Raw genomic sequence first — 20350 nt, forward strand, 5'->3', positions numbered from 1 at the left:
ATGTGCCGGGCATGCTGAAACAGAAACTGAACTGGAGACGGCCGCTGTTCTATGTTTTGCTGCCGATCTTTTTCGTGATGGCCTTCCTCGGCTTTCCACTGCCCGTCGCACCGCCACCGGCCACCAAGCCGGCGGTCGAGCACGCGACCGTGATCAAGAAGAAGAAAAAACGCATCGGGCTGGTCATGCCCGAACAAGACGATTCCAGCAAGACGACCTAGGGCGCGGTCGCACGCTCCAGTTCATCCAGCCAGCGGATCGCCTGCTCGCGGCTGTCCCCGCACATTTCCCTTGACGGCTGCAGCCCGCCGCAGAAAGCCGGGCGCTCGGGCCGGCCGAAGATCAGGCAGCGATTGTCCTCGCCCAGCTGCACGCAGCGCATGCCGGCCGGCTTGCCGTCGGGCATGCCCGGAATCGGGCTGGTGATCGAGGGTGCGGTGCAGCAGGCGCCGCAGTTGCTTCTACACTGCATGGTGGAGGAAGGACGACAAGGAAGGGCAGCAGTATAGCGCCGCGGCGCCCCTGGCGGGCGCGGCGCCCGCCGTTTTCCTGCTACGTTGTTGTCATCTCACAGCACCAGCAGGAGGCCCCATGTCCAGTCCCCTCAAACCCCTGAACCGCCAGGTCGTCGTGATCACCGGCGCCTCGAGCGGCATCGGCCTGGCCACCGCGCAGGAAGCGGGCAAGCAGGGCGCGAAGCTGGTGCTGGCCGCACGCGGGGCCGACGTGCTCGAGGCGGTGGTGCAGGGGCTGGTCGAGAACGGCTTCGATGCCATTGCGGTGGTGGCCGACGTCGCCGAGCGCGCCCAGGTCGAGCGTATCGCCCAGGTCGCGATCGAGCGCTATGGCCGTATCGATACCTGGATCAACAATGCCGGCGGCACCATCTACGGCCGCCTCGACCAGGTATCCGAGGAAGACAGCCGGCGCCTGTTCGACATCAATTTCTGGGGCATGGTGCATGGTTCGCTGGTGGCGCTGCCGCACCTCACGCGCCAGGGCGGCGCCCTGATCAACCTCGGCAGCGAAGCCTCCGAGGTGGCGATCCCGATGCAGGGCATGTATTCGGCCAGCAAGCACGCGGTGAAAGGATTCACCGATGCGCTGCGCATCGAGGTCGAGCACATGGACGGGGCGCCGGTGTCGATCACGCTGATCGAGCCGACCGCCGTCGACACGCCGCTGCCCGAGCATGCCCGCAACTACATGGACTGCGAACCGAAACTGCCGTCGCCCCAGGTCGACCCGCACGAGGTGGCTGCGGCCATCCTGCATGCGGCCGTGGTGCCGATGCGCACGGTGCGGGTCGGCATGATGGCCGAGATCGACGTGCTGATGGAAAAAATCGTCCCCGGGCTGACGGACCGCCTGTCGGTATTCCAGGTGCCGCGCCAGCAGCAGGACGCACCGCCGCGCAACCCGGATGGCGCCTTGTATGCGTCGCGGGCAAACGGGCGCATCTACGGGCCATCATAAGTACCCGAATCACGTAAATACCTGTTTATATTGACAGTTTTGGCAAGGGACTGCTTGACTGCCTGACAAGCCCCGTCTATATTCTATGGTTGTTCAGTTGGTTTCTAGGCGGAAACATGGAATGTCCACTCGACAGCAAGCCGCGGTGGGAACGCCGGAAGGAGGCCCGTCCGCAGGAGCTCCTTGCTGCCGCAATTGACCTGTTCGTCGAGCGCGGCTTCGCCGCTACCCGTCTGGAAGACGTGGCGCGCCGCGCCGGTGTGTCCAAGGGGACGCTGTATCTCTACTATACGAACAAGGAAGAACTGTTCAAGGCCGTGGTGCGCGAGAGCATCCTTCCTTTCCTGGGCAAGGCCGAATCCTCGGTGGCCGAGTTCCATGGCCACAGTGGCGACCTGCTGCGCGACGTGGTCATGAACTGGTCGCGCCAGATCGGCCAGAGCAAGGCATCGGGCCTGGGCAAGCTGATGCTCGCCGAAGCCGTCAATTTCCCGGATCTGGCCCAGTTCTACCGGGACGAGGTCATGAGCCGCACGGTCCACATGATTTCGAGCATCGTCGAGCGCGGCGTCAGCCGGGGCGAATTCCGCAATGTCGACATCCTGCAGATGACCCAGGTGTTGATCGCACCGATGATGATGCTCAACGTGTGGCGGCACTCGGCCGTGGCGCCTTGCGAGGATGGCGCGCTGCAGCCCCAGGCCTTCCTCGAGAACCTGCTCGATCTCACCTTGCACGGCCTCCTCCCCCGCAGTGCCTGAGTTGCCATTTGCGCCATTGCGCCGTTTTTTCGGCGTTCAACCCCTCCAAACTGCAGACTGTCGCAATTTCCCCCGGTCCGGGCAGCCCATCGCTAAGATGTGCGTCCTGAGGCCGTTCAACGATAAAATATCGGATTATTTATTTTTCCATCGAGAACTCAGATGAATATCGAACAAGCCCGCTTCAACATGATCGAACAGCAGATCCGCCCGTGGAACGTGCTTGACCAGGACGTGCTGGACCTGCTGCACGTGGTCAAGCGCGAACAGTTCGTGCCGGCCGCGTACGAGAACCTGGCGTTTGCCGACGTCGAGATCCCGCTGCCGGGCAGTGAAGCGATGTTCAACCCGAAGGTCGAAGCGCGCATCGTGCAGGAACTGGCGGTCAAGAAGCATGAGAACGTCCTCGAAATCGGCACCGGTTCGGGCTACATGGCGGCACTGCTGGCGCACAAGGCGCGCCACGTGACCACCGTGGAAATCCAGCCGGAAGCCGTGAAGCTGGCACAGGAAAACCTGGCCCGTGCCGGCGTCACCAACGTGACGGTCGAAGAAGGCAATGGCGCCGGCGGCTGGGACAAGGGCGCGCCCTACGACGTGATCCTGGTGTCGGGCGGCCTGCCGGTGATGCCGGAAACGCTGCTCAAGCAGGTGAAGGTGGGCGGCCGCATCGGCGCGATCCTGGGCGAGGCGCCGGCGATGACCTTCAACATCATCACCCGCACGTCGGAAAGCGGCTACGACACGGTCAAGCTGTTCGAGACCATCGTCAAGCCGCTGACCGGCGCGCAGGCGCCGTCGCGCTTCCAGTTCTGAGGCCGCGATGCAGCACATGACCGCACCGGAGCTGGCGGCCCGGCTTGCCGATGGGGCAGCCGAGCAGCCACTCCTGCTGGACGTGCGCGAGAACTGGGAATTCGAGACCTGCCACATCGCAGGCTCGACCCAGATCCCGATGCACCTGGTGCCAATCCGTGCCGGCGAACTGCCAGATGACCGAGAAATCGTGTGCATCTGCCACCACGGGGCGCGCAGCATGCAGGTCGCTGCCTTCCTCGAACGGAACGGATTTGACAACGTAACGAATTTGACGGGCGGGATACACGCCTGGGCCGTACAGGTCGACCCTTCGATGCCGAAGTATTGAGCTGATTCCTAACTATTGATGACTCCTGTGGAGAATGTAATGCAGAAACCCCTGCGCAAATCCCTTCTTGCCGTGCTGGTTGCCGGCGCCGCCTTTTCGCTGAACGCCAGCGCGGCCGACCTGCTCCAGGTGTACCAGCAGGCACTCGCCAACGATGCGACCTATGCAAGTGCGCGTGCGTCGGCGGCTGCTGGGCGGGAGCGGATTCCGCAAGGGCGCGCAGGACTTCTCCCGACCGTGGGGATCACCGGCAGCAGCATCAAGAACGATCGCGATGCGTCGCCGTTCAACGAAGGAGCAAGGGTCACCGATCCGCTCACCGGCAGGGAAACCATCGTGTCGGGAGACGACTCGAACCTGCGCACCAGCACCTACACGCTGCTGCTGACGCAGCCGCTGTTCCGCTGGGATCGCTGGGAAACCTACCAGCAGAGCAAGCTGCAGCAATCCATCTCCGAAGCCCAGTTCGCCCAGGCCCAGCAAGACCTGATCACCCGCGTGGCGCAAGCCTACTTCGACGTGCTGGCGGCCCAGGACAAGCTGGAATCGACCCGCGCCCAGAAGACCGCGGTGACCGAGCAGCTGGCATCGGCCAAGCGCAACTTCGAAGTCGGGACCCAGACCATCACCGATACCCACGAAGCGCAGGCGGCGTATGACCTGGTGATCGCCCAGGAATTCGCTGCGGTGAACGACCTCGACAACAAGCGCAATGCGCTGCAGGCCATCATCGGCACGGCGCCGAACAGCCTGGCGCCGCTCAAGACCGGCATCACCCTGACCGCGCCGACGCCCGCGAATCCCGACCCGTGGGTGTCATCGGCCGAAACCCAGAACTATGGCGTGACCGTGTCGCAGCTGCAGGTGGAACTGGCCAAGCGCGAGATCTCGAAGACCCGCGCCGGCCACTATCCGACCCTGGACCTGGTGGCCAGCAACCAGCGTACCAAGATCCACGGCGGCACCTTCGGCGCTTCCGGCACCAATACCAACAATGGTATCGGCGTGCAGTTCAGCGTGCCGATCTTCAACGGCTTCGGCGTCACCAGCCGCGTGCGCGAAACCATCGCGCTGGAAGACAAGGCCCGCAACGACCTGGAAGCGACGCGCCGCCAGGCCGCCCTGCAGGCACGCCAGGCCTATCTCGGCGTGAACAGCGGCATGGCCCAGGTCAAGGCGCTGGAAGCGGCGGAAGTGTCGAGCCAGTCGGCGCTGGAATCGAACAAGCTGGGCTACCAGGTCGGCGTGCGCATCAACATCGACGTGCTGAACGCGCAGCGCCAGCTGTACCAGACCCGCACCGATCTGTCCCAGGCGCGCTACAACACCATCCTGAACGGCCTGCGCCTGAAGGCGGCCTCGGGCTCGCTGCGCGAATCGGACCTGGCAGCGGTGAACAACCTGCTGGAGAAGTAATCGCCGCGCAGGCCTGGCCTGCTGCCAAGTTAAAAAGCCCGGACTTTCATCCGGGCTTTTTACTTTTGTAAACACTGCTAACTCATTGATTTAAAAATAGAATAGTTGACGCACGACAAGTAAGGCGCCGGGGAGTTTTTTTGCAAAGCTGATAAACTGACAATGTTAGGGGCTACGTTTGCTGCGCTGCGGAAGAGTCCGCCGGCAACCGATGCCACCGTCAGAATTCTCATCCCTAAGGAAAAACACACATGCAAAAGAACATCGCGATTGTCGGCGCCGGTTTTTCCGGGGCCGTCATTGCCAACCAGCTGGCACAAGCTGGGTACAAAGTCGAGATCTTCGAATCGCGCCCCCACATTGCGGGCAACTGCCATTCGGAGCGTGATGCCGAAACCGGCGTCATGGTGCACGTCTACGGGCCGCACATCTTCCACACCGATATCGAGCGGGTCTGGGAATTCGTCAACCGCTACAGCCGCTTCATGCCTTACGTGAACCGCGTCAAGGCGATCACCAACGGCGCCGTCTACACACTGCCGATCAACCTGCTCACCATCAACCAGTTCTTCGGCAAGACCTTCCGTCCGGCCGAGGCCCAGGAATTCCTGGCTTCGCTCGGCGACAAGTCGATCGAGAACCCGGTTACCTTTGAAGACCAGGCCCTGCGTTTCGTCGGCCGCGAGCTGTACGAAGCCTTCTTCAAGACCTATACCGTCAAGCAGTGGGGCATGCAGCCGACCGAACTGCCGGCCAGCATCCTCAAGCGCCTGCCGGTGCGCTTCAACTACGACGACAATTATTTCGCCCACAAATACCAGGGCATGCCGGAAGACGGCTACACCGCGCTGGTGGAAAAGATCATGGACGTGCCGGGCATTACCCTGCACCTGAACACGAAGTTCGACCCGGCCAACAAGGGCGATTACGAGCACGTGTTCTACAGCGGCCCGATCGACGCCTGGTTCAAGCATTCCGAGGGCCGCCTGCCGTACCGCACGCTGGACTTCGAAGTGTTCCGCGACACCGGCGACTACCAGGGCAATGCCGTCATCAACTACTGCGACGACGCCCAGCCCTACACCCGCATCACCGAGCACAAGCACTTCTCGCCGTGGGAAAAGCACGAGAAGACCTTGATGTACAAGGAATACAGCCGCCAGTGCGAAGAGAAGGACATCCCCTACTACCCGATCCGCCAGGCACGCGACAAGCAGCAGCTGGAACGCTACGTGAACGTGGCGCGCGAGGAGCCGAACGTGACCTTCGTGGGCCGTCTCGGCACCTACCGCTACCTCGACATGGACGTGACCATCAACGAGGCGCTGGCCACCGCGGACAAGTTCCTGGAAAGCGCCAAGAGCAACGCGCGCATGCCGGCCTTTGTGATCGATCCACTGGCGTAATGCCATGATGGGTGATGGTTATTCAAGCCATCACCCCGTACGAATCAACGGCGCTTACGCCATTCGATCATTTCCGCAATCGTCAGGATCGGGAAGCCGTGCAAGGCGGCGAAATGTTCGATCTGCTCTCCGCGCATCATCGTCCCGTCCGGATTCATCAGCTCGCACAGCACGGCCGCCGGCTGCAGGCCCGCCATCGTCGCCAGGTCGACCGAACCCTCGGTATGCCCGGCGCGCGCCAGCACGCCGCCCGGCGTGGCGCGCAAGGGGAACACGTGGCCCGGCCGTACCAGGTCATCCGGCTTCGCATCGGCTGCAATTGCCGCACGGATGGTGGTGACGCGGTCCGCCGCCGACACGCCGGTCGTGACGCCATGACGCGCCTCGATCGACACGGTAAAGGGCGTGCCGTAGCGGCTGCCGTTCTCCGCCGCCATCGGCGGCAATGCGAGCGCGCGCACCTTGTCGCTTGATAAGCACAGGCACACGATGCCGCTGCATTCGCGGATCATCAGCGCCATCGTCTCGACGCTGAGCTTGTCGGCCGCGACGATCAGGTCGGCTTCGTTCTCGCGGTCGAAATCGTCGAGCAGGATGACGGGAACCCCGTTGCGCACGGCGTCCAGGGCGGCGGCGATGCGGCCTTCGAGGTCGGTGCTGGTGAGGGAATGGGTGGTGGTGACTAACATGTGAAACGCTCCTCGCAGGTAGTTGGCGAAAAACGCATCAGGGCAAAGCAAAGCGCGCGCCGGCCCGGCCGCAAAAGCAGCGAGGACAGCGCGTGGCAGCGCACATCTTCTTTCATCCGGACTATACCGTCGGCCCTGGCCTCTCACCAGGTCTGCTGACCCTGCTTGCGCAGGCGCTCGCGGGCTCGAACCTTTGCAGGCTCATACCGCCGGTGGGGAATCGCACCCCGCCCCGAAGACGTAATTTAAGTGAATGCCTGAAAAGCAGGCCCGGCGATTGTAGCAGCGCCGCGCCGGTCCTGCTGAGGAAGGGAGAGCTTAGCTGCTCAGGCCAGCGCCGGCCGCATTGTCCTTGCGCTCGATGAGCTCGACCTTGTAGCCGTCCGGGTCGGTGATGAAGGCGATCACGGTGGTGCCGCCCTTGACCGGGCCCGGCTCGCGGGTGATGTTGCCGCCCGCGGCACGCACGTTGTCGCAGGTGGCGTAGATGTCTTCGGCCGAGATGGCGATGTGGCCGTAGGCCGTGCCCATGTCGTAGCTGTCGACGCCGTAGTTGTAGGTCAGCTCGAGTTCGGCGTGGTCCGGGTTGCTGCCGTAGCCGAGGAAGGCGAGCTTGTACTTGTACTCGGGATTGTCGCTGGTGCGCAGCAGCTTCATGCCGAGCACCTTGGTGTAGAAGTCGATGGAACGCTGCAGGTCGCCGACGCGGAGCATGGTGTGGAGGATGCGCATGGGGGTGTCCTTCTGGTGAAACGGAAAGCGGCCATTTTATGCGCTGGGCGCGATTTCTGCCGGACGCTGCCTCGCGATGGCGGCATCCGGCAATGCCTTAGTTCTCCAGCCGCGAGGTCATCGTGATGTCCGCGTTCAGCAGCTTCGACACCGGGCAGTTTTCCTTCGCGGTGTTGGCTGCCTTGTCGAAGGCTTCCTGGCTGGCGCCCGGGATCTTGGCCACCAGGTCGAGGTGCACCGCGGTGATCGAGAAGCCGCCTTCGACCTTTTCCATCGAGACTGTGGCGGTAGTGCGCAGCTCCTGGGCCGTCAGGCCGGCCTGGCCCAGCTGGCCGGACAGCGCCATCGTGAAGCAGCCCGCATGGGCCGCGCCGATCAGTTCTTCCGGGTTGGTGCCGGGGCCGTCCTCGAAGCGGGTGTTGAAGCCGTACTGGGTGTCCTTGAGCACGCCGCTCGCGGTCGAGATCGCACCTTTGCCGTCCTTCAGGCCGCCGCTCCAGACGGCGCTGCCGTTGCGTTTGATGGTCATGTGTACTCCTTACAGGTTGTTCTTGTCGGCTTTGTCGTTGGTGGTGTCGTGCCGGCGCATCGAGTCGTTGTTGTCCGGCTGGGGCTTGGCCTGGCCGCTGGCGCCCGGCGCCGGGTCGACGGCGTTTTCCAGGCCGTCGGGATTGGTGCCGTACATGTCGGTGTTCACCAGTCCCTGCGCCATGTCCGACGCGGCCTGCTCCATGATGCCGCGCGGTTCCTGGTCCTGCCCGTCCGGGCTTTCGTCGCGCTCGTGCGGCTGGCGCTTGACGCCATCGTTTTCGATCGGTGCCTTCGTGTTGACGAAGCGGTCTTTGGTTTCGGTCACCATATGGGCCTCCTTGTAATCCAGTTAACCCCCATCGTAGCCGCCGCCTGCCGAAGCAGTCGCGCAATTGGAGACGGCGGCGTGACAATGAGAGATGCTTTTTTGCAACTAACCCGTTAACATGGCGGTTTGGACAATATTGCAGGACCTGTAACGTGACTGCCCACGCCCTCGACACCCACCAGCAAGCCGCTTTCTGCAAGAACTGCGATACCGCCATCTCCGGCAACTACTGCCACCAGTGCGGCCAGGCGACCCACCTGCATGTGCCGAGCGCACGCGAATTCCTGCACGAGTTCATCGCCCACTACGTGGCGCTCGAGGGCAAGCTGTGGCGCTCGCTCAAGCTGCTGCTGTTCAAGCCGGGCTTCCTGAGCCGCGAATACATCGAAGGCCGTCGCGTGCGCTACATCGAGCCGCTGCGCCTGTACCTGACCTTCAGCATCATCTTCTTTGCGCTGTTCAAGATGAGCGGCGTGCAGATCGTCAATATCGGCGGCACGGACACGCCACCCGCCATGAGCGCGCCGGCCGCCGTCCAGCAGTCGGGAGACGCAGGCAATACCGAGAATTTCCAGGAGTTCCAGGACAAGACCAAGCGCTTGCTGGGCCGTGTCAGTCCGAGGCTGGAGCAGGGCGCCGAGCGCTTCTTCGTCCTGTCGCACAAGGAACGCAGCGAAACGGCCAAACGCGTGTTCTTCAGCTACACGCCCTACGCGATCTTCCTGATGATGCCGGTGTTCGCGCTCTACCTGAAGCTGCTCTACCTCGGCTCGGGGCGGCGCTACGGCGAACACTTCCTATTCGCCCTGCACAGCAATGCCTTCGCCTTCCTGATGCTGAGCCTGTTCATGCTGGCGAACGGCTGGAACTTTGTCCGCTTCGTGCTGCTGGCCTGGCTGGTGTTCTACCTGCCGACCGCGATGCGGCGCGTGTTCGGCGGCGGGCGGATCGTGACGGCGCTGCGCTGGATGGTCCTGATGGTGCTGCACCTGGTCACCCTGGTAACGGTGGTATTCCTGGCGGTGGCGGTCGGGCTCTTGATCTGATCTTGCCGGAAGCGCGGGGCGCCCGTTATACTGGTTATTTGTACAGTTATTCGCGAGCGCCCGCAGGGCACCCATATAGCAGACGCAGGGATAATCGGTTAATCTCCGTAGTCCCGACCCAACCGCCCTGGAACCATGCCTGTGACGCCTGAAAAGCAACAAATCATCGCGCTCGTGGTGCGGCAAAATACCCCCGGCATCGAGGAGCCGGCCCGGCAGCTCACCGAGTTCCTGGCCAAGGAAGGCTACCGGGTGGTGTTCGAGACCGATACCGCGGCCTACCTCGGTATCGAGGGCATCGAGGCCATGACGGTGGCCGAGATCGGCGAGCAGGGCAGCTACGCGGTGGTCATGGGCGGCGACGGCACCATGCTCGGCATCGCGCGCCAGCTCGCCAAGTACGACATCCCGCTGATCGGCATCAACTCGGGCCGGCTGGGCTTCATCACAGACATCCCGCTCGACCGCATGGTGCCGGCCCTGCATGAGATCCTGCAGGGCCAGGCCCGCAGCGGCGAGCGCACCCTGCTGGAAGCGCGCGTGGTGCGCGACGGCCAGGAGATCTTCTGCAGCGTCGCCTTCAACGACGTGGTGGTGGCGCGCGGCACCGGCGCCGGCATGGTCGAGCTCAAGCTCATCGTGGATGGCGAATTCATGTACAACCAGCGGGCGGACGGCCTGATCATCTCGACGCCTACCGGCTCGACCGCGTATGCGCTGTCGGCCGGCGGGCCGCTGCTGCACCCGAAAGTGCGGGGCATCGTGCTGGTGCCGATCGCGCCGCACGCGCTGTCGAACCGGCCGATCGTCGTGCCCGATTCCAGCGAGATCGTGGTCGAACTGGTGGCGGGGCGCGACATCAGCGTCAACTTCGACATGCAGACCTTCACCAGCCTGCAGCTGGGCGACCGCATCGTCATCTCGCGCTCGCCGCACACGATCACCTTCCTGCATCCGCGCGGCTGGAGCTATTACCACACGCTGCGCGAAAAGCTGCACTGGAACGAATACCCGACCAACGAAGGCAAATTGACGTAATCCCGTCACAAGCAGAGCAAAAACAGGAGACCCGATTTTTCATGCTGCGCACACTTACCATCCGTGATTTCGTCATTGTCGACGCCATCGAACTCGAGTTCGCGCATGGCTTCACGGTGTTTACCGGCGAGACCGGCGCCGGCAAGTCGATCCTGATCGACGCGCTGCAACTGGCGCTGGGCGGGCGCGGCGACGCAAGCATGGTGCGCGAAGGCGCGGCCAAGGCCGACATCACCGCCGAATTCGCGCTGACGTCCACGGCCTCCTCGTGGCTGCTGTCCAACGAATTCCCGACCGAGGAAGGCGTGGCCCTGATGCGCCGCGTGATCGACAACGCCGGCCGCTCCAAGGCCTGGATCAACGGCATCAGCGCCACCGCCGCGCAGCTGCGCGAACTGGGCGACATGCTGGTCGATATCCACGGCCAGCATGCGCACCAGTCGCTGCTCAAAACCGATGCCCAGCGCGCCCTGCTCGACAACCAGATCGCCGTGCGCGACCCGGCCGCCAGCGAAGAGGTGCAGGCCACCGCGAGCGCCTATAAAGCCTGGCGCGCGCTGGTGCGCCAGCGCGAGGAATTCGAGAACGATGCGCGCAAGGTGCTGCTCGAGCGCGAGCGCCTGGAGTGGCAGGTGAGCGAGCTCGACAAGCTGGCGCCGAAGGCGGGCGAATGGGCCGAGATCAGCAACGAGCACAGCCGCCTGTCGCATGCCGCCAGCCTGCTCGAGGGCGCGCAGGAAGCGCTGCAGGCCATCTCGGAAGCCGACCACCCGATCCTGTCGCAGCTGTCCTCGCTCAACGCCAAGCTGGGCAAGCTGGTCGACGTCGACGCGCAGCTGCAGGAAGTGCTTGATTGCATGGAGCCGGCGCGCATCCAGCTGCAGGAAGCCGTGTACGCGCTGAACAACTACATCGACAAGGTCGAACTCGACCCGGGCCGCCTGCGCGAGGTGGACGCGCGCATGGAAGCGCTGCACAGCGCCGCGCGCAAGTACCACGTGACGCCCGAAGAACTGCACGAAGAACATGCCGCGCTGGCCGCCAGGCTGCGCCAGCTGGCCGACGCCAGCGACCTGGAAGGCCTGCGCAAGCAGGAAGAGAAGGCCAGGGCAGCCTACATGAAGGTGGCCGAGCGCCTCTCCAAACGGCGCCAGCAGGCGGCCGTGGAGCTGGGCAAGGGCGTCACCAGCGCGATGCAGGAGCTGAGCATGAGCGGTGGCCGCTTCGAGGTGGCGCTCAATCCCGGCGAACCGGGCGCGCACGGCCTCGAGCAGGTCGAATTCCTGGTGGCCGGCCATCTTGGGGTGGCGGCGCGGCCGCTGGCCAAGGTGGCCTCGGGCGGCGAACTGGCGCGCATCTCGCTGGCCATCGCCGTGATCACGGCGCACGCGACCACCACGCCGACCCTGATTTTCGACGAGGTCGATACCGGCATCGGCGGCGGCGTGGCCGAGGTGGTGGGGCGCCTGCTCAAGCGCCTGGGCCAGCAGCGCCAGGTGCTGTGCGTGACCCACCTGCCGCAGGTGGCGAGCCAGGCCAACCAGCACTTCCAGGTGGCCAAGGGCGCGACCATCGAGGGCCGCACGGTCTCGCGCATCGACGTGCTCGACACCCGGGCGCGGGTGGAGGAAGTGGCGCGCATGCTGGGCGGGATCGAGATCACCGAGACCACGCGCAAGCATGCCAGGGAGCTGCTGGCTTCCTGAAGCCCGCAGCTTGACGCGGCATTCATCGCTTGTCGAGAACCTCCGCCATCGCCCTGGCCAGCTCGGCCACCAGCCCACCCTTGTCCCAGGTGTAGATCGAGATCGCCATGGGCGGCGCCGTGCCGAAGGGGGCGTGGATGCGCAGGCGCCGTCCCCTGGCTGCCTGGACGGGAAGCATGGACAATCCGAGGCCGCCTTCCAGGCCGACCAGGATGCTTTGCAGGCTGCTCCCCGAGAACGCGATATACCAGCGCCGGCGCTCGCGCTCGATGCGCTCGAACATGGCCTCCCGATACAGCCCGCCCGGTGGAAAGGCGACCAGCGGAATCGGGTCGGGCCATGGCTGCGTGCTGTCTTCGCCTTCGAACCAGGCCATCGGTTCCGGAAACGTCGCCAGGCAATCGGCGCTGGCCGCCGCTTCCTTGACCACGACGATATCGAATTCGCCGCCCCGGTACGCCTCGGCCAGCTTGCGGCTCAGCCCCGTCGTGATGTCGAGCCGGATCGAGCGATCCTGGCCCGCATGCGCCTGCAAGGCCGAGGCCATCCTGCCGTCGAAGACGTCTTCGGGCAGGCCGATGCGTACCGGCCTTGCGCCGGCCGGATCAGCGAGGGCCGCCTGCGCTTCGGTCTCGAGCAGCAGGATGCGCCGCGCATACCCCAGCAGCCGCTCGCCGGCGGCGCTGGCGCGTATCGGCCGGGCCGAGCGGTCCACCAGCGGCTGGCCGACCGCTTCTTCCAGCCGGGCGATTTGCTGGCTGATGGTGGATTGCGTCATGTGCAGGCGGTCGGCCGCCGCGGTAAAGCTGCCCGCTTCGACAATGGTCACGAAAGCACGCAGCAAGCGCAGATCGAACATGTTCTACCCGGTTGATGGTGGGGGCACGCATCCTATCATGCAGGATTTTAATAATTTTAATGATTTAATTTAATTTCCCAATAAAGACCGGGATGCTTATGCTTGGCGCATCGATTCGGAGCCGACATGACCAAGTCAATAGTGCCAACCCTCTGCGCAAGCACCATGCTTGTGGGCATGCAAGCCTGTTCAGCGCAGCCCATGCCCGCCCATCCGCTGCATGCCTCCGCCGCACGCGGCGATGTTCCCGCCATCGAACGGCTGCTGCATGCAGGCGCCAGGATCGACGCGCGCGACGCGTCCGGCTCGACCGCCTTGCTGGTGGCGACCAGGGCGGACCAGGCCGCCGCCGCCCGGGTGCTCATCGAGGCCGGCGCCGACGTCAACGCCAAGGACCAGATCAGCGACAGTCCCTATCTGTATGCCGGCGCCCAGGGCTACCTGGAGATCCTGAAGATGACGCTGGCGCACGGCGCCGATCTGCGCAGCACCAACCGCTATGGCGGCACGGCCTTGATTCCGGCGGCCGAGCGCGGCCACGTCGACACCGTGAAGACCCTGGTCAAGGCCGGCGTGGCGCTAGACCATGTCAACAATCTGGGATGGACCGCCTTGCTGGAAGCCATCATCCTGGGCGGGGAGGGCGAACGCCACCGGCAGATCGTGGCCTTCCTGCTCGAAGCGGGCGCCGATCCCAATATTGCCGATCGCAACGGCGTCACGCCCTTGCGGCATGCGCGCGCCCGCGGCTACCGCAAGATCGAAAGCGTCTTGCGCGCCGCCGGCGGGCGCTGAGCCTTCGAGAGGAAACGCACATGAACCAGGACACGGATTTTCTGCGGCAAGCCATCGCGCTGGCCTACGCCAATGTCGAACGGGGCGGGCGCCCCTTCGGCGCGCTCATCGTCAAGGACGGCAAGGTGATCGCCCAGGCGGTCAACGAGGTCGTCGGCACCAAGGATCCGACCGCGCATGCCGAACTGCTGGCCATCCGGGCCGCCAGCCGCATCCTCGACTCGGCCAGTTTGGCGGGCTGCACCGTCTATGCCAGCGGCCATCCTTGCCCCATGTGCATGGGGGCGATGCGCATGGCCGGGATCGCGGCAGTGACCTACGCCTATTCCAACCAGGACGCCGACCCCTTTGGCCTGTCCACGGCCGCGGTCTACGCCGACCTGGCCAGGCCCGTCGACCAGCAGTCGATGCGGATCCGGCATCTGCCGGTCCGCCTCGACGGCGAGCCGGAGCTGTACGCGCACTGGCAGCAACACCATTAGCCCCGGCGCAGTGCGCCGGCTGATGCCGATCGCGGCCGTGGTGCTGGTCGGGATCAACCTGCGGCCCTTCATCACCGCCATCGGGCCGCTCGCTGCCGGCATCCAGCGTCACACAGGGCTGGGCCTGCAGGGCATGGCGCTGCTGACGCTGGTGCCGATGCTGTTGATGGGCATCCTGGCATTCGCCGCGCCGGCGCTGGAAAGCACGGTGGGCGCGCGCCGCGCGGTGCTGGCCGCCCTGGCCGCCATCTGCGGCGGCTGCGCCCTGCGCCTGCTGGCCGGATCGGGCGCGGCCCTGGTCGCCACCGCCGCCCTGATCGGTGCGGGCGTGGCGGTGGTGCAGGCGGTGTTCCCAGGGATGATCAAGCGCGCCTTCCCGCGCCACACCGGCCCCGTGATGGGGCTGTATTCGGCCATGCTCATGGGAGGAGGGGCCCTCGGCGCCATGGTGTCCCCGCTCGTGGCCGAGGCCAGCGGAAGCTGGACGGCGGGACTGGCATGTTTTGCCCTGCCGGCCCTGCTTGCCGTGCTGGTGGCGCGGGGGGGCCTGCCTGCCGATGCGCGCACGGGTCCCGGCCGCAGCACGACGCGGGCGCTCCTGCTGCGGCCCCGGACCTGGCTGCTCATGGCCTGTTTCGGCCTGGTCAACGGCGGCTATTCGTCGGTCGTGGCATGGCTGGCGCCCGCCTATCAGGCGCAAGGCTGGAGCCCCTCGGCCAGCGCTGGCCTGCTGGCGACCCTGGCGGCGGGCCAGGCGCTTGCGGCGCTGGCGCTGCCTGCCATCGCCGCAAGGCAAGCGGACCGGCGGCCCTGGCTGTGGCTCACGCTGGGCATGCAGGCCCTCGGTTTTAGCGGCCTCGCACTGGCCCCCGGCTGGGCACCTTACGCCCTGGCGGCCATCCTCGGTGCGGGCCTGGGCGGCTGGTTCGCCCTGTCGATGGGCGTCGCGCTGGACCATCTGCCCGATCCGGCGCAGGCGGGCGCCCTGACGGCGCTCATGCAAGGCGGCGGATTCATCCTGGCCGCGCTGCCGCCCTGGCTCGTCGCCGCGCTGCATGAACTCAGCGCCAGCTATGTTCCGGGATGGTCCTGGCACCTCGCCTGTGTCGGCCTGGTGGCCGGGCTGAGCGTCCGCTTCAGCCCGGACAGCTATGGGCCGGCGATGGCGCCGCGCACTCCCGTCCTGCCCCTTCCGCCATTCTGTGGCAAAGTGACAAACGCTCCGCTCCGCGGAGCGCGTCCAGACCACCACAGGAGGAATTCGAATGAGCATTGACAACGTGCTGTACCGCGCCCAGGCCACCTCGCAAGGCGGCCGTGAAGGCACCTCGAAAAGTTCCGACAATGTGCTTGACCTGAAACTGAGCACCCCGAAAGAACTCGGCGGCGGCGGCGGCTCAGGCACCAATCCCGAACAGCTGTTCGCGGCCGGCTATTCGGCCTGCTTCCTCGGCGCGCTCAAGTTCGTGGCCGCCAAGGAAAAAGTCACGCTGCCGCCCGACCTGACCGTCACCGGCGACGTCGGCATCGGCCCGATTCCGACCGGCTTCGGCATCGAGGTCGACCTGAGCATCAAGGCGCCCGGCATGGACCAGGCCCAGCTGAAAGACCTGGTCGACAAGGCCCACGTGGTCTGCCCCTACTCGAACGCCACCCGCAACAACATCGACGTGCGCCTGCATACCAGCACCTGATGACCCGCTGTTGTTCGCGGTAGACAGCTACGGCAATGGGACGCCACTTATAATAATGGGCGTCCTTTCAATATCTTTCGCTCATGCCCTTTCGAAACGAACCGCCTTTCCCCCACGGTACCGTGCCCTCCAGCGCCATCGTGCTGGTCAACCTGGGTACGCCGGACGAACCCACCCGCAAGGCCGTCCGCCGCTACCTGAAGCAGTTCCTTTCCGATCCGCGCGTGGTCGAGATCCCGGCCAGGATCTGGTGGTTCATCCTGAACCTGTTCATCCTGCCTTTCCGTTCCGGCCAGTCGGCCGCCAAGTACCGCACTATCTGGACCAAGGAAGGCTCGCCGCTCAAGGTGCACACCCAGAAGCAGGCGGCGCTGCTGGAAAAGACCCTCGTCGAGCGCGGCCATGAAGGCGTGAAGGTGGTGATGGCAATGCGCTACGGCTCACCTTCGCTGTCCGACGTGCTGGCGCGCCTGCAGGCCGATCACTGCCAGCGCATCGTGGTCCTGCCGGCCTATCCCCAGTATTCCGGCACCACCACCGCCTCGGTCTGGGACGCCGTCCATGCCCACTACGCCCAGGTGCGCAATATCCCCGAGCTGCGCCTGGTGCGCCACTACCACGATCACGAAGGCTATATCGAGGCGCTGCGGGTGCAGGTGGAAGCGTATTGGGAAGCCCACGGCCGCGGCCAGAAGCTGGTGATGAGCTTCCACGGCACGCCCAAGCGCACCCTGATGCTGGGCGACCCGTATTTCTGCGAATGCCAGAAGACCGCGCGCCTGCTGGCGGTGGCGCTGGGCATGGGCGCCGACGAATACATCGTCACCTTCCAGTCACGCTTCGGCAAGGCCGAGTGGCTGCAGCCCTACACCGCGCCCACGGTGCAGGAACTGGCGCGCCAGGGGCTGGAGCGGATCGACGTGATCTGCCCGGGCTTCACCAGCGACTGCCTGGAAACCCTGGAAGAGATCAATATGGAAGTGCGGCACGACTTCGAGGCCGCCGGCGGCAAGGAATACCACTACATTCCCTGCCTGAACGAGTCGCCGGCCTGGATCACCGGCCTGGCCGAGATCGCCGAACAGCACCTGATCGGCTGGCCGACCATCCTGACGCCGGCCCAGCGCGCGGCCCAGCGCCGCGATGCCCAGGTCGGCGCCCAGCACGCGGCCCAGCTGGGCGCGTAAAGCCCCGTCTTGTCGACCTGTTAAAATAGACGGCTCAGTTTATGCATGCCAGGGCGCCGCACTGATGCCGACATAGCACAGCCATGCCAGCACCGCGAGGGTGTACAGCACGACGGCGCCACTGATCAGTTGAAGTCTCATGATGTCTGCTCCGGGATGCTTGCGATGTTTTCTGCAAGCTTGTCAGGAAGCGTAAGACTTTTCATTGAGAAATGATTCAGGGAAAGCGTAAATCTTGTAACAAATGATTTCTACTTTTTCATAAGGTGTACCGGAAATGCCCCTTGAAAATGTAGGACATCGCCCCATGTAGGGCCCTGTGTGTCACGCAGGACACGTTACCAACTCAGCCAAGTCCTTGATTCTAGGAGTTTTTTCGATGCAAGACCAAGAAAACCAAGAGCTGTCCCAACAGGGCAACGGCGCCCCGCCGCAGCAGGCTGATGCCGCTACCGCCGCCGCCGCGAACGAGGCGGCCCAGGCCAGCGCCGGCCAGGCCGGCGTGCCGCCGACGGCCGACACCTCGGCACAGTCCGAACTGGAAGCCCAGCTCAGCGCTACCGAAGCCAAGCTGGCCGAGATGCACGACGCCTTCATGCGTGCCAAGGCCGACGCGGAAAACATCCGCCGCCGCGCCCAGGACGACGTCAGCAAGGCCCATAAATTCGCCATCGAAAGCTTCGCCGAGGCCATGGTGCCGGTGCGCGACAGCCTGGAAATGGCGCTGAAGGTCGAGTCGCAGACCGTCGAGTCGATCCGCGAAGGCGTCGAAATGACGCTCAAGCAGCTGACCGCCGCGTTCGAAAAGAACCGCCTGGTCGAAGTGATGCCGCAAGCGGGCGAGAAGCTCGACCCGAACAAGCACCAGGCCGTGGCCGTGGTGCCGTCCGAGCAGGAGGCCAATACCGTGGTCGCCGTGCTGCAGAAGGGCTACATGATCGCCGACCGCCTGCTGCGTCCGGCCATCGTGACGGCGGCAGCGCCGAAGTAAAGCAGGAGCTGGATACTGCGCTCTTGAAAGAGCGCGGTATTTCCCAATATTGACTCTATCCGAAACTACAGCATTCAAAAGGAAAACAACATGGGCAAGATCATCGGTATTGACCTGGGAACCACCAACTCCTGCGTCGCCATTATGGAAAATGGCCAGCCGAAAGTCATCGAGAACGCGGAAGGCGCGCGCACCACGCCGTCGATCATCGCTTACCAGGAAGACGGCGAGATCCTCGTCGGCGCGCCGGCCAAGCGCCAGGCTGTCACCAACCCGAAGAACACCCTGTTCGCGGTCAAGCGCCTGATCGGCCGCAAGTTCCAGGAAAAGGAAGTCCAGAAAGACATCTCGCTGATGCCTTACCAGATCCTGGCCGCCGACAACGGCGACGCCTGGGTCGGCGTGCGCGACAAGAAGCTGGCGCCGCCGCAGATCTCGGCTGAAGTCCTGCGCAAGATGAAGAAGACCGCCGAAGACTACCTCGGCGAAGAAGTGACCGAAGCGGTCATCACCGTGCCGGCCTACTTCAACGACTCGCAGCGCCAGGCGACCAAGGACGCCGGCCGCATCGCGGGCCTGGACGTCAAGCGCATCATCAACGAGCCGACCGCGGCCGCGCTGGCATTCGGCCTGGACAAGACCGACAAGGGCGACCGCAAGATCGCCGTGTACGACCTCGGCGGCGGCACCTTCGACGTCTCGATCATCGAGATCGCCGACGTCGACGGCGAGAAGCAGTTCGAAGTGCTGTCGACCAACGGCGACACCTTCCTGGGCGGCGAAGACTTCGACCAGCGCGTGATCGACTACATCATCGACGAGTTCAAGAAGATCAACGGCCTCGACCTGTCGAAGGACCCGATCGCCCTGCAGCGCATCAAGGCTTCGGCCGAGCGCGCCAAGATCGAACTGTCGTCGGCGCAGCAGACCGAAATCAACGAGCCGTACATCGCCATGGCGAACGGCGCGCCGGTCCACCTGAACCTGAAGATCACCCGCGCCAAGCTGGAAGCCCTGGTCGAGGAACTGGTCGCTCGCACCATCGAGCCGTGCCGCACCGCGATCAAGGATGCCGGCATCAAGGTCTCGGACATCGACGACATCATCCTAGTCGGCGGCATGACCCGCATGCCGAAGGTGCAGGAAAAGGTGAAGGAGTTCTTCGGCAAGGATCCGCGCAAGGACGTCAACCCGGACGAAGCCGTCGCTGTCGGCGCCGCCATCCAGGGCTCGGTCCTGTCGGGCGAGCGCAAGGACCTGCTGCTGCTGGACGTGACCCCGCTGTCGTTGGGCATCGAAACCCTGGGCGGCGTGATGACCAAGATGATCCACAAGAACACCACGATCCCGACCAAGTTCTCGCAGGTGTTCTCGACCGCCGACGACAACCAGCCGGCCGTGACCATCAAGGTCTACCAGGGCGAGCGTGAGATCGCAGCAGGCAACAAGAGCCTGGGCGAGTTCAACCTCGAGGGCATCCCGCCGGCAGCGCGCGGCACTCCGCAGATCGAAGTGACCTTCGACATCGACGCCAACGGCATCCTGCACGTGGGCGCGAAGGACAAGGCCACCGGCAAGGAAAACAAGATCACCATCAAGGCCAACTCGGGCCTGTCGGAAGACGAAATCCAGAAGATGGTGAAGGATGCCGAGCTGAACGCGGAAGAGGACAAGAAGGTCAAGGAACTGGCCGAAGCCCGCAACCAGGGCGACGCGCTGGTGCACTCGACCAAGAAGTCCCTGACCGAATACGGCGACAAGCTGGAAGCCGGCGAGAAGGAAAAGATCGAAGCGGCGATCGCCGACCTGGAAGGCGCGATCAAGAGCGGCGACAAGGCGGACATCGACGCCAAGACCGCGGCCCTGTCGAGCGCCTCGCAGAAGCTGGGCGAGAAGATGTACGCCGACATGCAGGCGCAGCAGGCTGGCGCTGCCGGCGCGGGCGGCGCCCAGGCTGCCGGCGGCGAACAGCAGCCGCAGCAGGACGACGTCGTGGACGCGGACTTCAAGGAAGTGAAAGACGCGAAGTAATTCCCTGCGGGGACGGGCGAGCTGGGTTACACTCG

At 64.6% G+C, this 20350-nt stretch carries 23 protein-coding genes and 1 riboswitch; of the genes, 17 read left to right on the forward strand and 6 right to left on the reverse strand.

From position 1 onward, the window contains the following. Positions 1-11: 11 nt before the first annotated feature. The gene (locus YWC_RS0117590; protein WP_027866558.1) at positions 12-221 is read left to right on the forward strand and encodes a hypothetical protein; all 210 of its coding nucleotides are present in this window, start codon (positions 12-14) and stop codon (positions 219-221) included. Here YWC_RS0117590 and YWC_RS0117595 read toward each other — a convergent pair. Next, positions 218-472 (reverse strand): YkgJ family cysteine cluster protein, encoded by a 255-nt coding sequence (locus YWC_RS0117595; RefSeq protein WP_051306533.1) that lies wholly within the window; start codon positions 470-472, stop codon positions 218-220. The two genes, YWC_RS0117590 and YWC_RS0117595, sit on opposite strands and share 4 nt — an antisense overlap. A 119-nt stretch (positions 473-591) precedes the next feature. Here YWC_RS0117595 and YWC_RS0117600 point away from each other — a divergent pair, with 119 nt between their 5' ends. From YWC_RS0117600 to glf, 6 genes are all read left to right on the forward strand, one after another. Beyond that, the gene (locus tag YWC_RS0117600; RefSeq protein ID WP_027866560.1) at positions 592-1476 is read left to right on the forward strand and encodes an SDR family oxidoreductase; all 885 of its coding nucleotides are present in this window, start codon (positions 592-594) and stop codon (positions 1474-1476) included. 116 nt (positions 1477-1592) lie between these two features. Continuing rightward, positions 1593-2237, forward strand: coding sequence for a TetR/AcrR family transcriptional regulator (locus YWC_RS0117605; RefSeq protein ID WP_027866561.1), 645 nt, complete (start codon positions 1593-1595; stop codon positions 2235-2237). 162 nt (positions 2238-2399) lie between these two features. Beyond that, positions 2400-3053 carry a protein-L-isoaspartate O-methyltransferase family protein gene (locus tag YWC_RS0117610; protein WP_027866562.1) on the forward strand — a complete coding sequence of 218 codons (654 nt, stop codon included), beginning with the start codon at positions 2400-2402 and terminating at the stop codon, positions 3051-3053. A 7-nt stretch (positions 3054-3060) separates the two neighbouring features. Next, the gene (locus YWC_RS0117615; RefSeq protein WP_027866563.1) at positions 3061-3384 is read left to right on the forward strand and encodes a rhodanese-like domain-containing protein; all 324 of its coding nucleotides are present in this window, start codon (positions 3061-3063) and stop codon (positions 3382-3384) included. A 51-nt stretch (positions 3385-3435) separates the two neighbouring features. Then, positions 3436-4800 (forward strand): TolC family outer membrane protein, encoded by a 1365-nt coding sequence (locus YWC_RS0117620; RefSeq protein ID WP_027866564.1) that lies wholly within the window; start codon positions 3436-3438, stop codon positions 4798-4800. Between the two features lie 251 nt (positions 4801-5051). Further along, positions 5052-6206, forward strand: coding sequence for a UDP-galactopyranose mutase (gene glf / locus YWC_RS0117625; RefSeq protein ID WP_027866565.1), 1155 nt, complete (start codon positions 5052-5054; stop codon positions 6204-6206). A 44-nt stretch (positions 6207-6250) separates the two neighbouring features. Here the strand turns inward: glf and ribB are convergent, their stop codons facing one another. From ribB to YWC_RS0117645, 4 genes are all read right to left on the reverse strand, one after another. After that, positions 6251-6895, reverse strand: coding sequence for a 3,4-dihydroxy-2-butanone-4-phosphate synthase (gene ribB / locus YWC_RS0117630; RefSeq protein WP_027866566.1), 645 nt, complete (start codon positions 6893-6895; stop codon positions 6251-6253). A 100-nt stretch (positions 6896-6995) separates the two neighbouring features. Further along, a riboswitch (FMN riboswitch) is annotated at positions 6996-7139 on the reverse strand. 74 nt (positions 7140-7213) lie between these two features. Continuing rightward, entirely contained in the window at positions 7214-7627 is a 414-nt protein-coding gene (gene gloA, locus YWC_RS0117635; protein WP_027866567.1) for a lactoylglutathione lyase, read from the reverse strand. 97 nt (positions 7628-7724) lie between these two features. After that, on the reverse strand, positions 7725-8156 hold the full coding sequence (locus YWC_RS0117640; RefSeq protein WP_156923776.1) for an OsmC family protein: 432 nt from the start codon (positions 8154-8156) through the stop codon (positions 7725-7727). A 9-nt stretch (positions 8157-8165) separates the two neighbouring features. Then, positions 8166-8486 (reverse strand): hypothetical protein, encoded by a 321-nt coding sequence (locus YWC_RS0117645; protein ID WP_027866569.1) that lies wholly within the window; start codon positions 8484-8486, stop codon positions 8166-8168. A 152-nt stretch (positions 8487-8638) separates the two neighbouring features. Here YWC_RS0117645 and YWC_RS0117650 point away from each other — a divergent pair, with 152 nt between their 5' ends. The 3 genes from YWC_RS0117650 (at position 8639) to recN (ending at position 12276) form a co-directional block, all read left to right on the forward strand. Continuing rightward, on the forward strand, positions 8639-9532 hold the full coding sequence (locus YWC_RS0117650; protein WP_027866570.1) for a DUF3667 domain-containing protein: 894 nt from the start codon (positions 8639-8641) through the stop codon (positions 9530-9532). A gap of 135 nt (positions 9533-9667) precedes the next feature. Next, positions 9668-10570 carry an NAD kinase gene (locus tag YWC_RS0117655; protein ID WP_027866571.1) on the forward strand — a complete coding sequence of 301 codons (903 nt, stop codon included), beginning with the start codon at positions 9668-9670 and terminating at the stop codon, positions 10568-10570. A 41-nt stretch (positions 10571-10611) separates the two neighbouring features. After that, positions 10612-12276: a DNA repair protein RecN gene (gene recN / locus YWC_RS0117660; RefSeq protein WP_027866572.1), complete on the forward strand. Its 1665-nt coding sequence runs from the start codon at positions 10612-10614 to the stop codon at positions 12274-12276. A 22-nt stretch (positions 12277-12298) separates the two neighbouring features. On the opposite strand, the gene YWC_RS0117665 is transcribed toward recN, so the two are convergent. Then, positions 12299-13135 (reverse strand): LysR family transcriptional regulator, encoded by an 837-nt coding sequence (locus YWC_RS0117665; RefSeq protein WP_027866573.1) that lies wholly within the window; start codon positions 13133-13135, stop codon positions 12299-12301. Between the two features lie 201 nt (positions 13136-13336). On the opposite strand from YWC_RS0117665, the gene YWC_RS0117670 reads away from it, so the two are divergent. The 7 genes from YWC_RS0117670 (at position 13337) to dnaK (ending at position 20315) form a co-directional block, all read left to right on the forward strand. Next, positions 13337-13930, forward strand: coding sequence for an ankyrin repeat domain-containing protein (locus tag YWC_RS0117670; protein WP_229413130.1), 594 nt, complete (start codon positions 13337-13339; stop codon positions 13928-13930). A 20-nt stretch (positions 13931-13950) separates the two neighbouring features. Further along, positions 13951-14412 carry a nucleoside deaminase gene (locus YWC_RS0117675; RefSeq protein WP_027866575.1) on the forward strand — a complete coding sequence of 154 codons (462 nt, stop codon included), beginning with the start codon at positions 13951-13953 and terminating at the stop codon, positions 14410-14412. A 22-nt stretch (positions 14413-14434) separates the two neighbouring features. Then, on the forward strand, positions 14435-15688 hold the full coding sequence (locus YWC_RS29905) for a cyanate transporter (RefSeq protein WP_051306535.1): 1254 nt from the start codon (positions 14435-14437) through the stop codon (positions 15686-15688). Then, positions 15678-16106 carry an organic hydroperoxide resistance protein gene (locus YWC_RS0117685; RefSeq protein WP_027866576.1) on the forward strand — a complete coding sequence of 143 codons (429 nt, stop codon included), beginning with the start codon at positions 15678-15680 and terminating at the stop codon, positions 16104-16106. The genes YWC_RS29905 and YWC_RS0117685 overlap by 11 nt, the downstream gene beginning before the upstream one ends. Positions 16107-16189: 83 nt before the next feature. Continuing rightward, complete coding sequence (gene hemH, locus YWC_RS0117690) at positions 16190-17293, forward strand: ferrochelatase (RefSeq protein ID WP_027866577.1); 1104 nt, start codon at positions 16190-16192, stop codon at positions 17291-17293. Positions 17294-17672: 379 nt separating this feature from the next. Then, positions 17673-18284: a nucleotide exchange factor GrpE gene (gene grpE / locus YWC_RS0117700; protein ID WP_027866578.1), complete on the forward strand. Its 612-nt coding sequence runs from the start codon at positions 17673-17675 to the stop codon at positions 18282-18284. Positions 18285-18374: 90 nt separating this feature from the next. After that, positions 18375-20315, forward strand: a complete 1941-nt coding sequence (gene dnaK, locus YWC_RS0117705; RefSeq protein ID WP_027866579.1) for a molecular chaperone DnaK — start codon at positions 18375-18377, stop codon at positions 20313-20315. The last annotated feature ends 35 nt before the right edge of the window (positions 20316-20350 follow it).

It is taken from the genome of Massilia alkalitolerans DSM 17462, from assembly GCF_000427785.1.
GTDB lineage: Bacteria > Pseudomonadota > Gammaproteobacteria > Burkholderiales > Burkholderiaceae_D > Telluria > Telluria alkalitolerans.

What these genes read in the sequence shown, in the direction of transcription:
- YWC_RS0117590 (WP_027866558.1), top strand. Translation starts at nt 12, where the DNA reads ATGCTGAAACAGAAACTGAACTGGAGACGGCCGCTGTTCTATGTTTTG.
- YWC_RS0117595 (WP_051306533.1), bottom strand. Translation starts at nt 472, where the DNA reads ATGCAGTGTAGAAGCAACTGCGGCGCCTGCTGCACCGCACCCTCGATC.
- YWC_RS0117600 (WP_027866560.1), top strand. Translation starts at nt 592, where the DNA reads ATGTCCAGTCCCCTCAAACCCCTGAACCGCCAGGTCGTCGTGATCACC.
- YWC_RS0117605 (WP_027866561.1), top strand. Translation starts at nt 1,593, where the DNA reads ATGGAATGTCCACTCGACAGCAAGCCGCGGTGGGAACGCCGGAAGGAG.
- YWC_RS0117610 (WP_027866562.1), top strand. Translation starts at nt 2,400, where the DNA reads ATGAATATCGAACAAGCCCGCTTCAACATGATCGAACAGCAGATCCGC.
- YWC_RS0117615 (WP_027866563.1), top strand. Translation starts at nt 3,061, where the DNA reads ATGCAGCACATGACCGCACCGGAGCTGGCGGCCCGGCTTGCCGATGGG.
- glf (WP_027866565.1), top strand. Translation starts at nt 5,052, where the DNA reads ATGCAAAAGAACATCGCGATTGTCGGCGCCGGTTTTTCCGGGGCCGTC.
- ribB (WP_027866566.1), bottom strand. Translation starts at nt 6,895, where the DNA reads ATGTTAGTCACCACCACCCATTCCCTCACCAGCACCGACCTCGAAGGC.
- gloA (WP_027866567.1), bottom strand. Translation starts at nt 7,627, where the DNA reads ATGCGCATCCTCCACACCATGCTCCGCGTCGGCGACCTGCAGCGTTCC.
- YWC_RS0117640 (WP_156923776.1), bottom strand. Translation starts at nt 8,156, where the DNA reads ATGACCATCAAACGCAACGGCAGCGCCGTCTGGAGCGGCGGCCTGAAG.
- YWC_RS0117645 (WP_027866569.1), bottom strand. Translation starts at nt 8,486, where the DNA reads ATGGTGACCGAAACCAAAGACCGCTTCGTCAACACGAAGGCACCGATC.
- YWC_RS0117655 (WP_027866571.1), top strand. Translation starts at nt 9,668, where the DNA reads ATGCCTGTGACGCCTGAAAAGCAACAAATCATCGCGCTCGTGGTGCGG.
- recN (WP_027866572.1), top strand. Translation starts at nt 10,612, where the DNA reads ATGCTGCGCACACTTACCATCCGTGATTTCGTCATTGTCGACGCCATC.
- YWC_RS0117665 (WP_027866573.1), bottom strand. Translation starts at nt 13,135, where the DNA reads ATGTTCGATCTGCGCTTGCTGCGTGCTTTCGTGACCATTGTCGAAGCG.
- YWC_RS0117670 (WP_229413130.1), top strand. Translation starts at nt 13,337, where the DNA reads ATGCCCGCCCATCCGCTGCATGCCTCCGCCGCACGCGGCGATGTTCCC.
- YWC_RS0117675 (WP_027866575.1), top strand. Translation starts at nt 13,951, where the DNA reads ATGAACCAGGACACGGATTTTCTGCGGCAAGCCATCGCGCTGGCCTAC.
- YWC_RS29905 (WP_051306535.1), top strand. Translation starts at nt 14,435, where the DNA reads ATGCCGATCGCGGCCGTGGTGCTGGTCGGGATCAACCTGCGGCCCTTC.
- YWC_RS0117685 (WP_027866576.1), top strand. Translation starts at nt 15,678, where the DNA reads ATGAGCATTGACAACGTGCTGTACCGCGCCCAGGCCACCTCGCAAGGC.
- hemH (WP_027866577.1), top strand. Translation starts at nt 16,190, where the DNA reads ATGCCCTTTCGAAACGAACCGCCTTTCCCCCACGGTACCGTGCCCTCC.
- grpE (WP_027866578.1), top strand. Translation starts at nt 17,673, where the DNA reads ATGCAAGACCAAGAAAACCAAGAGCTGTCCCAACAGGGCAACGGCGCC.
- dnaK (WP_027866579.1), top strand. Translation starts at nt 18,375, where the DNA reads ATGGGCAAGATCATCGGTATTGACCTGGGAACCACCAACTCCTGCGTC.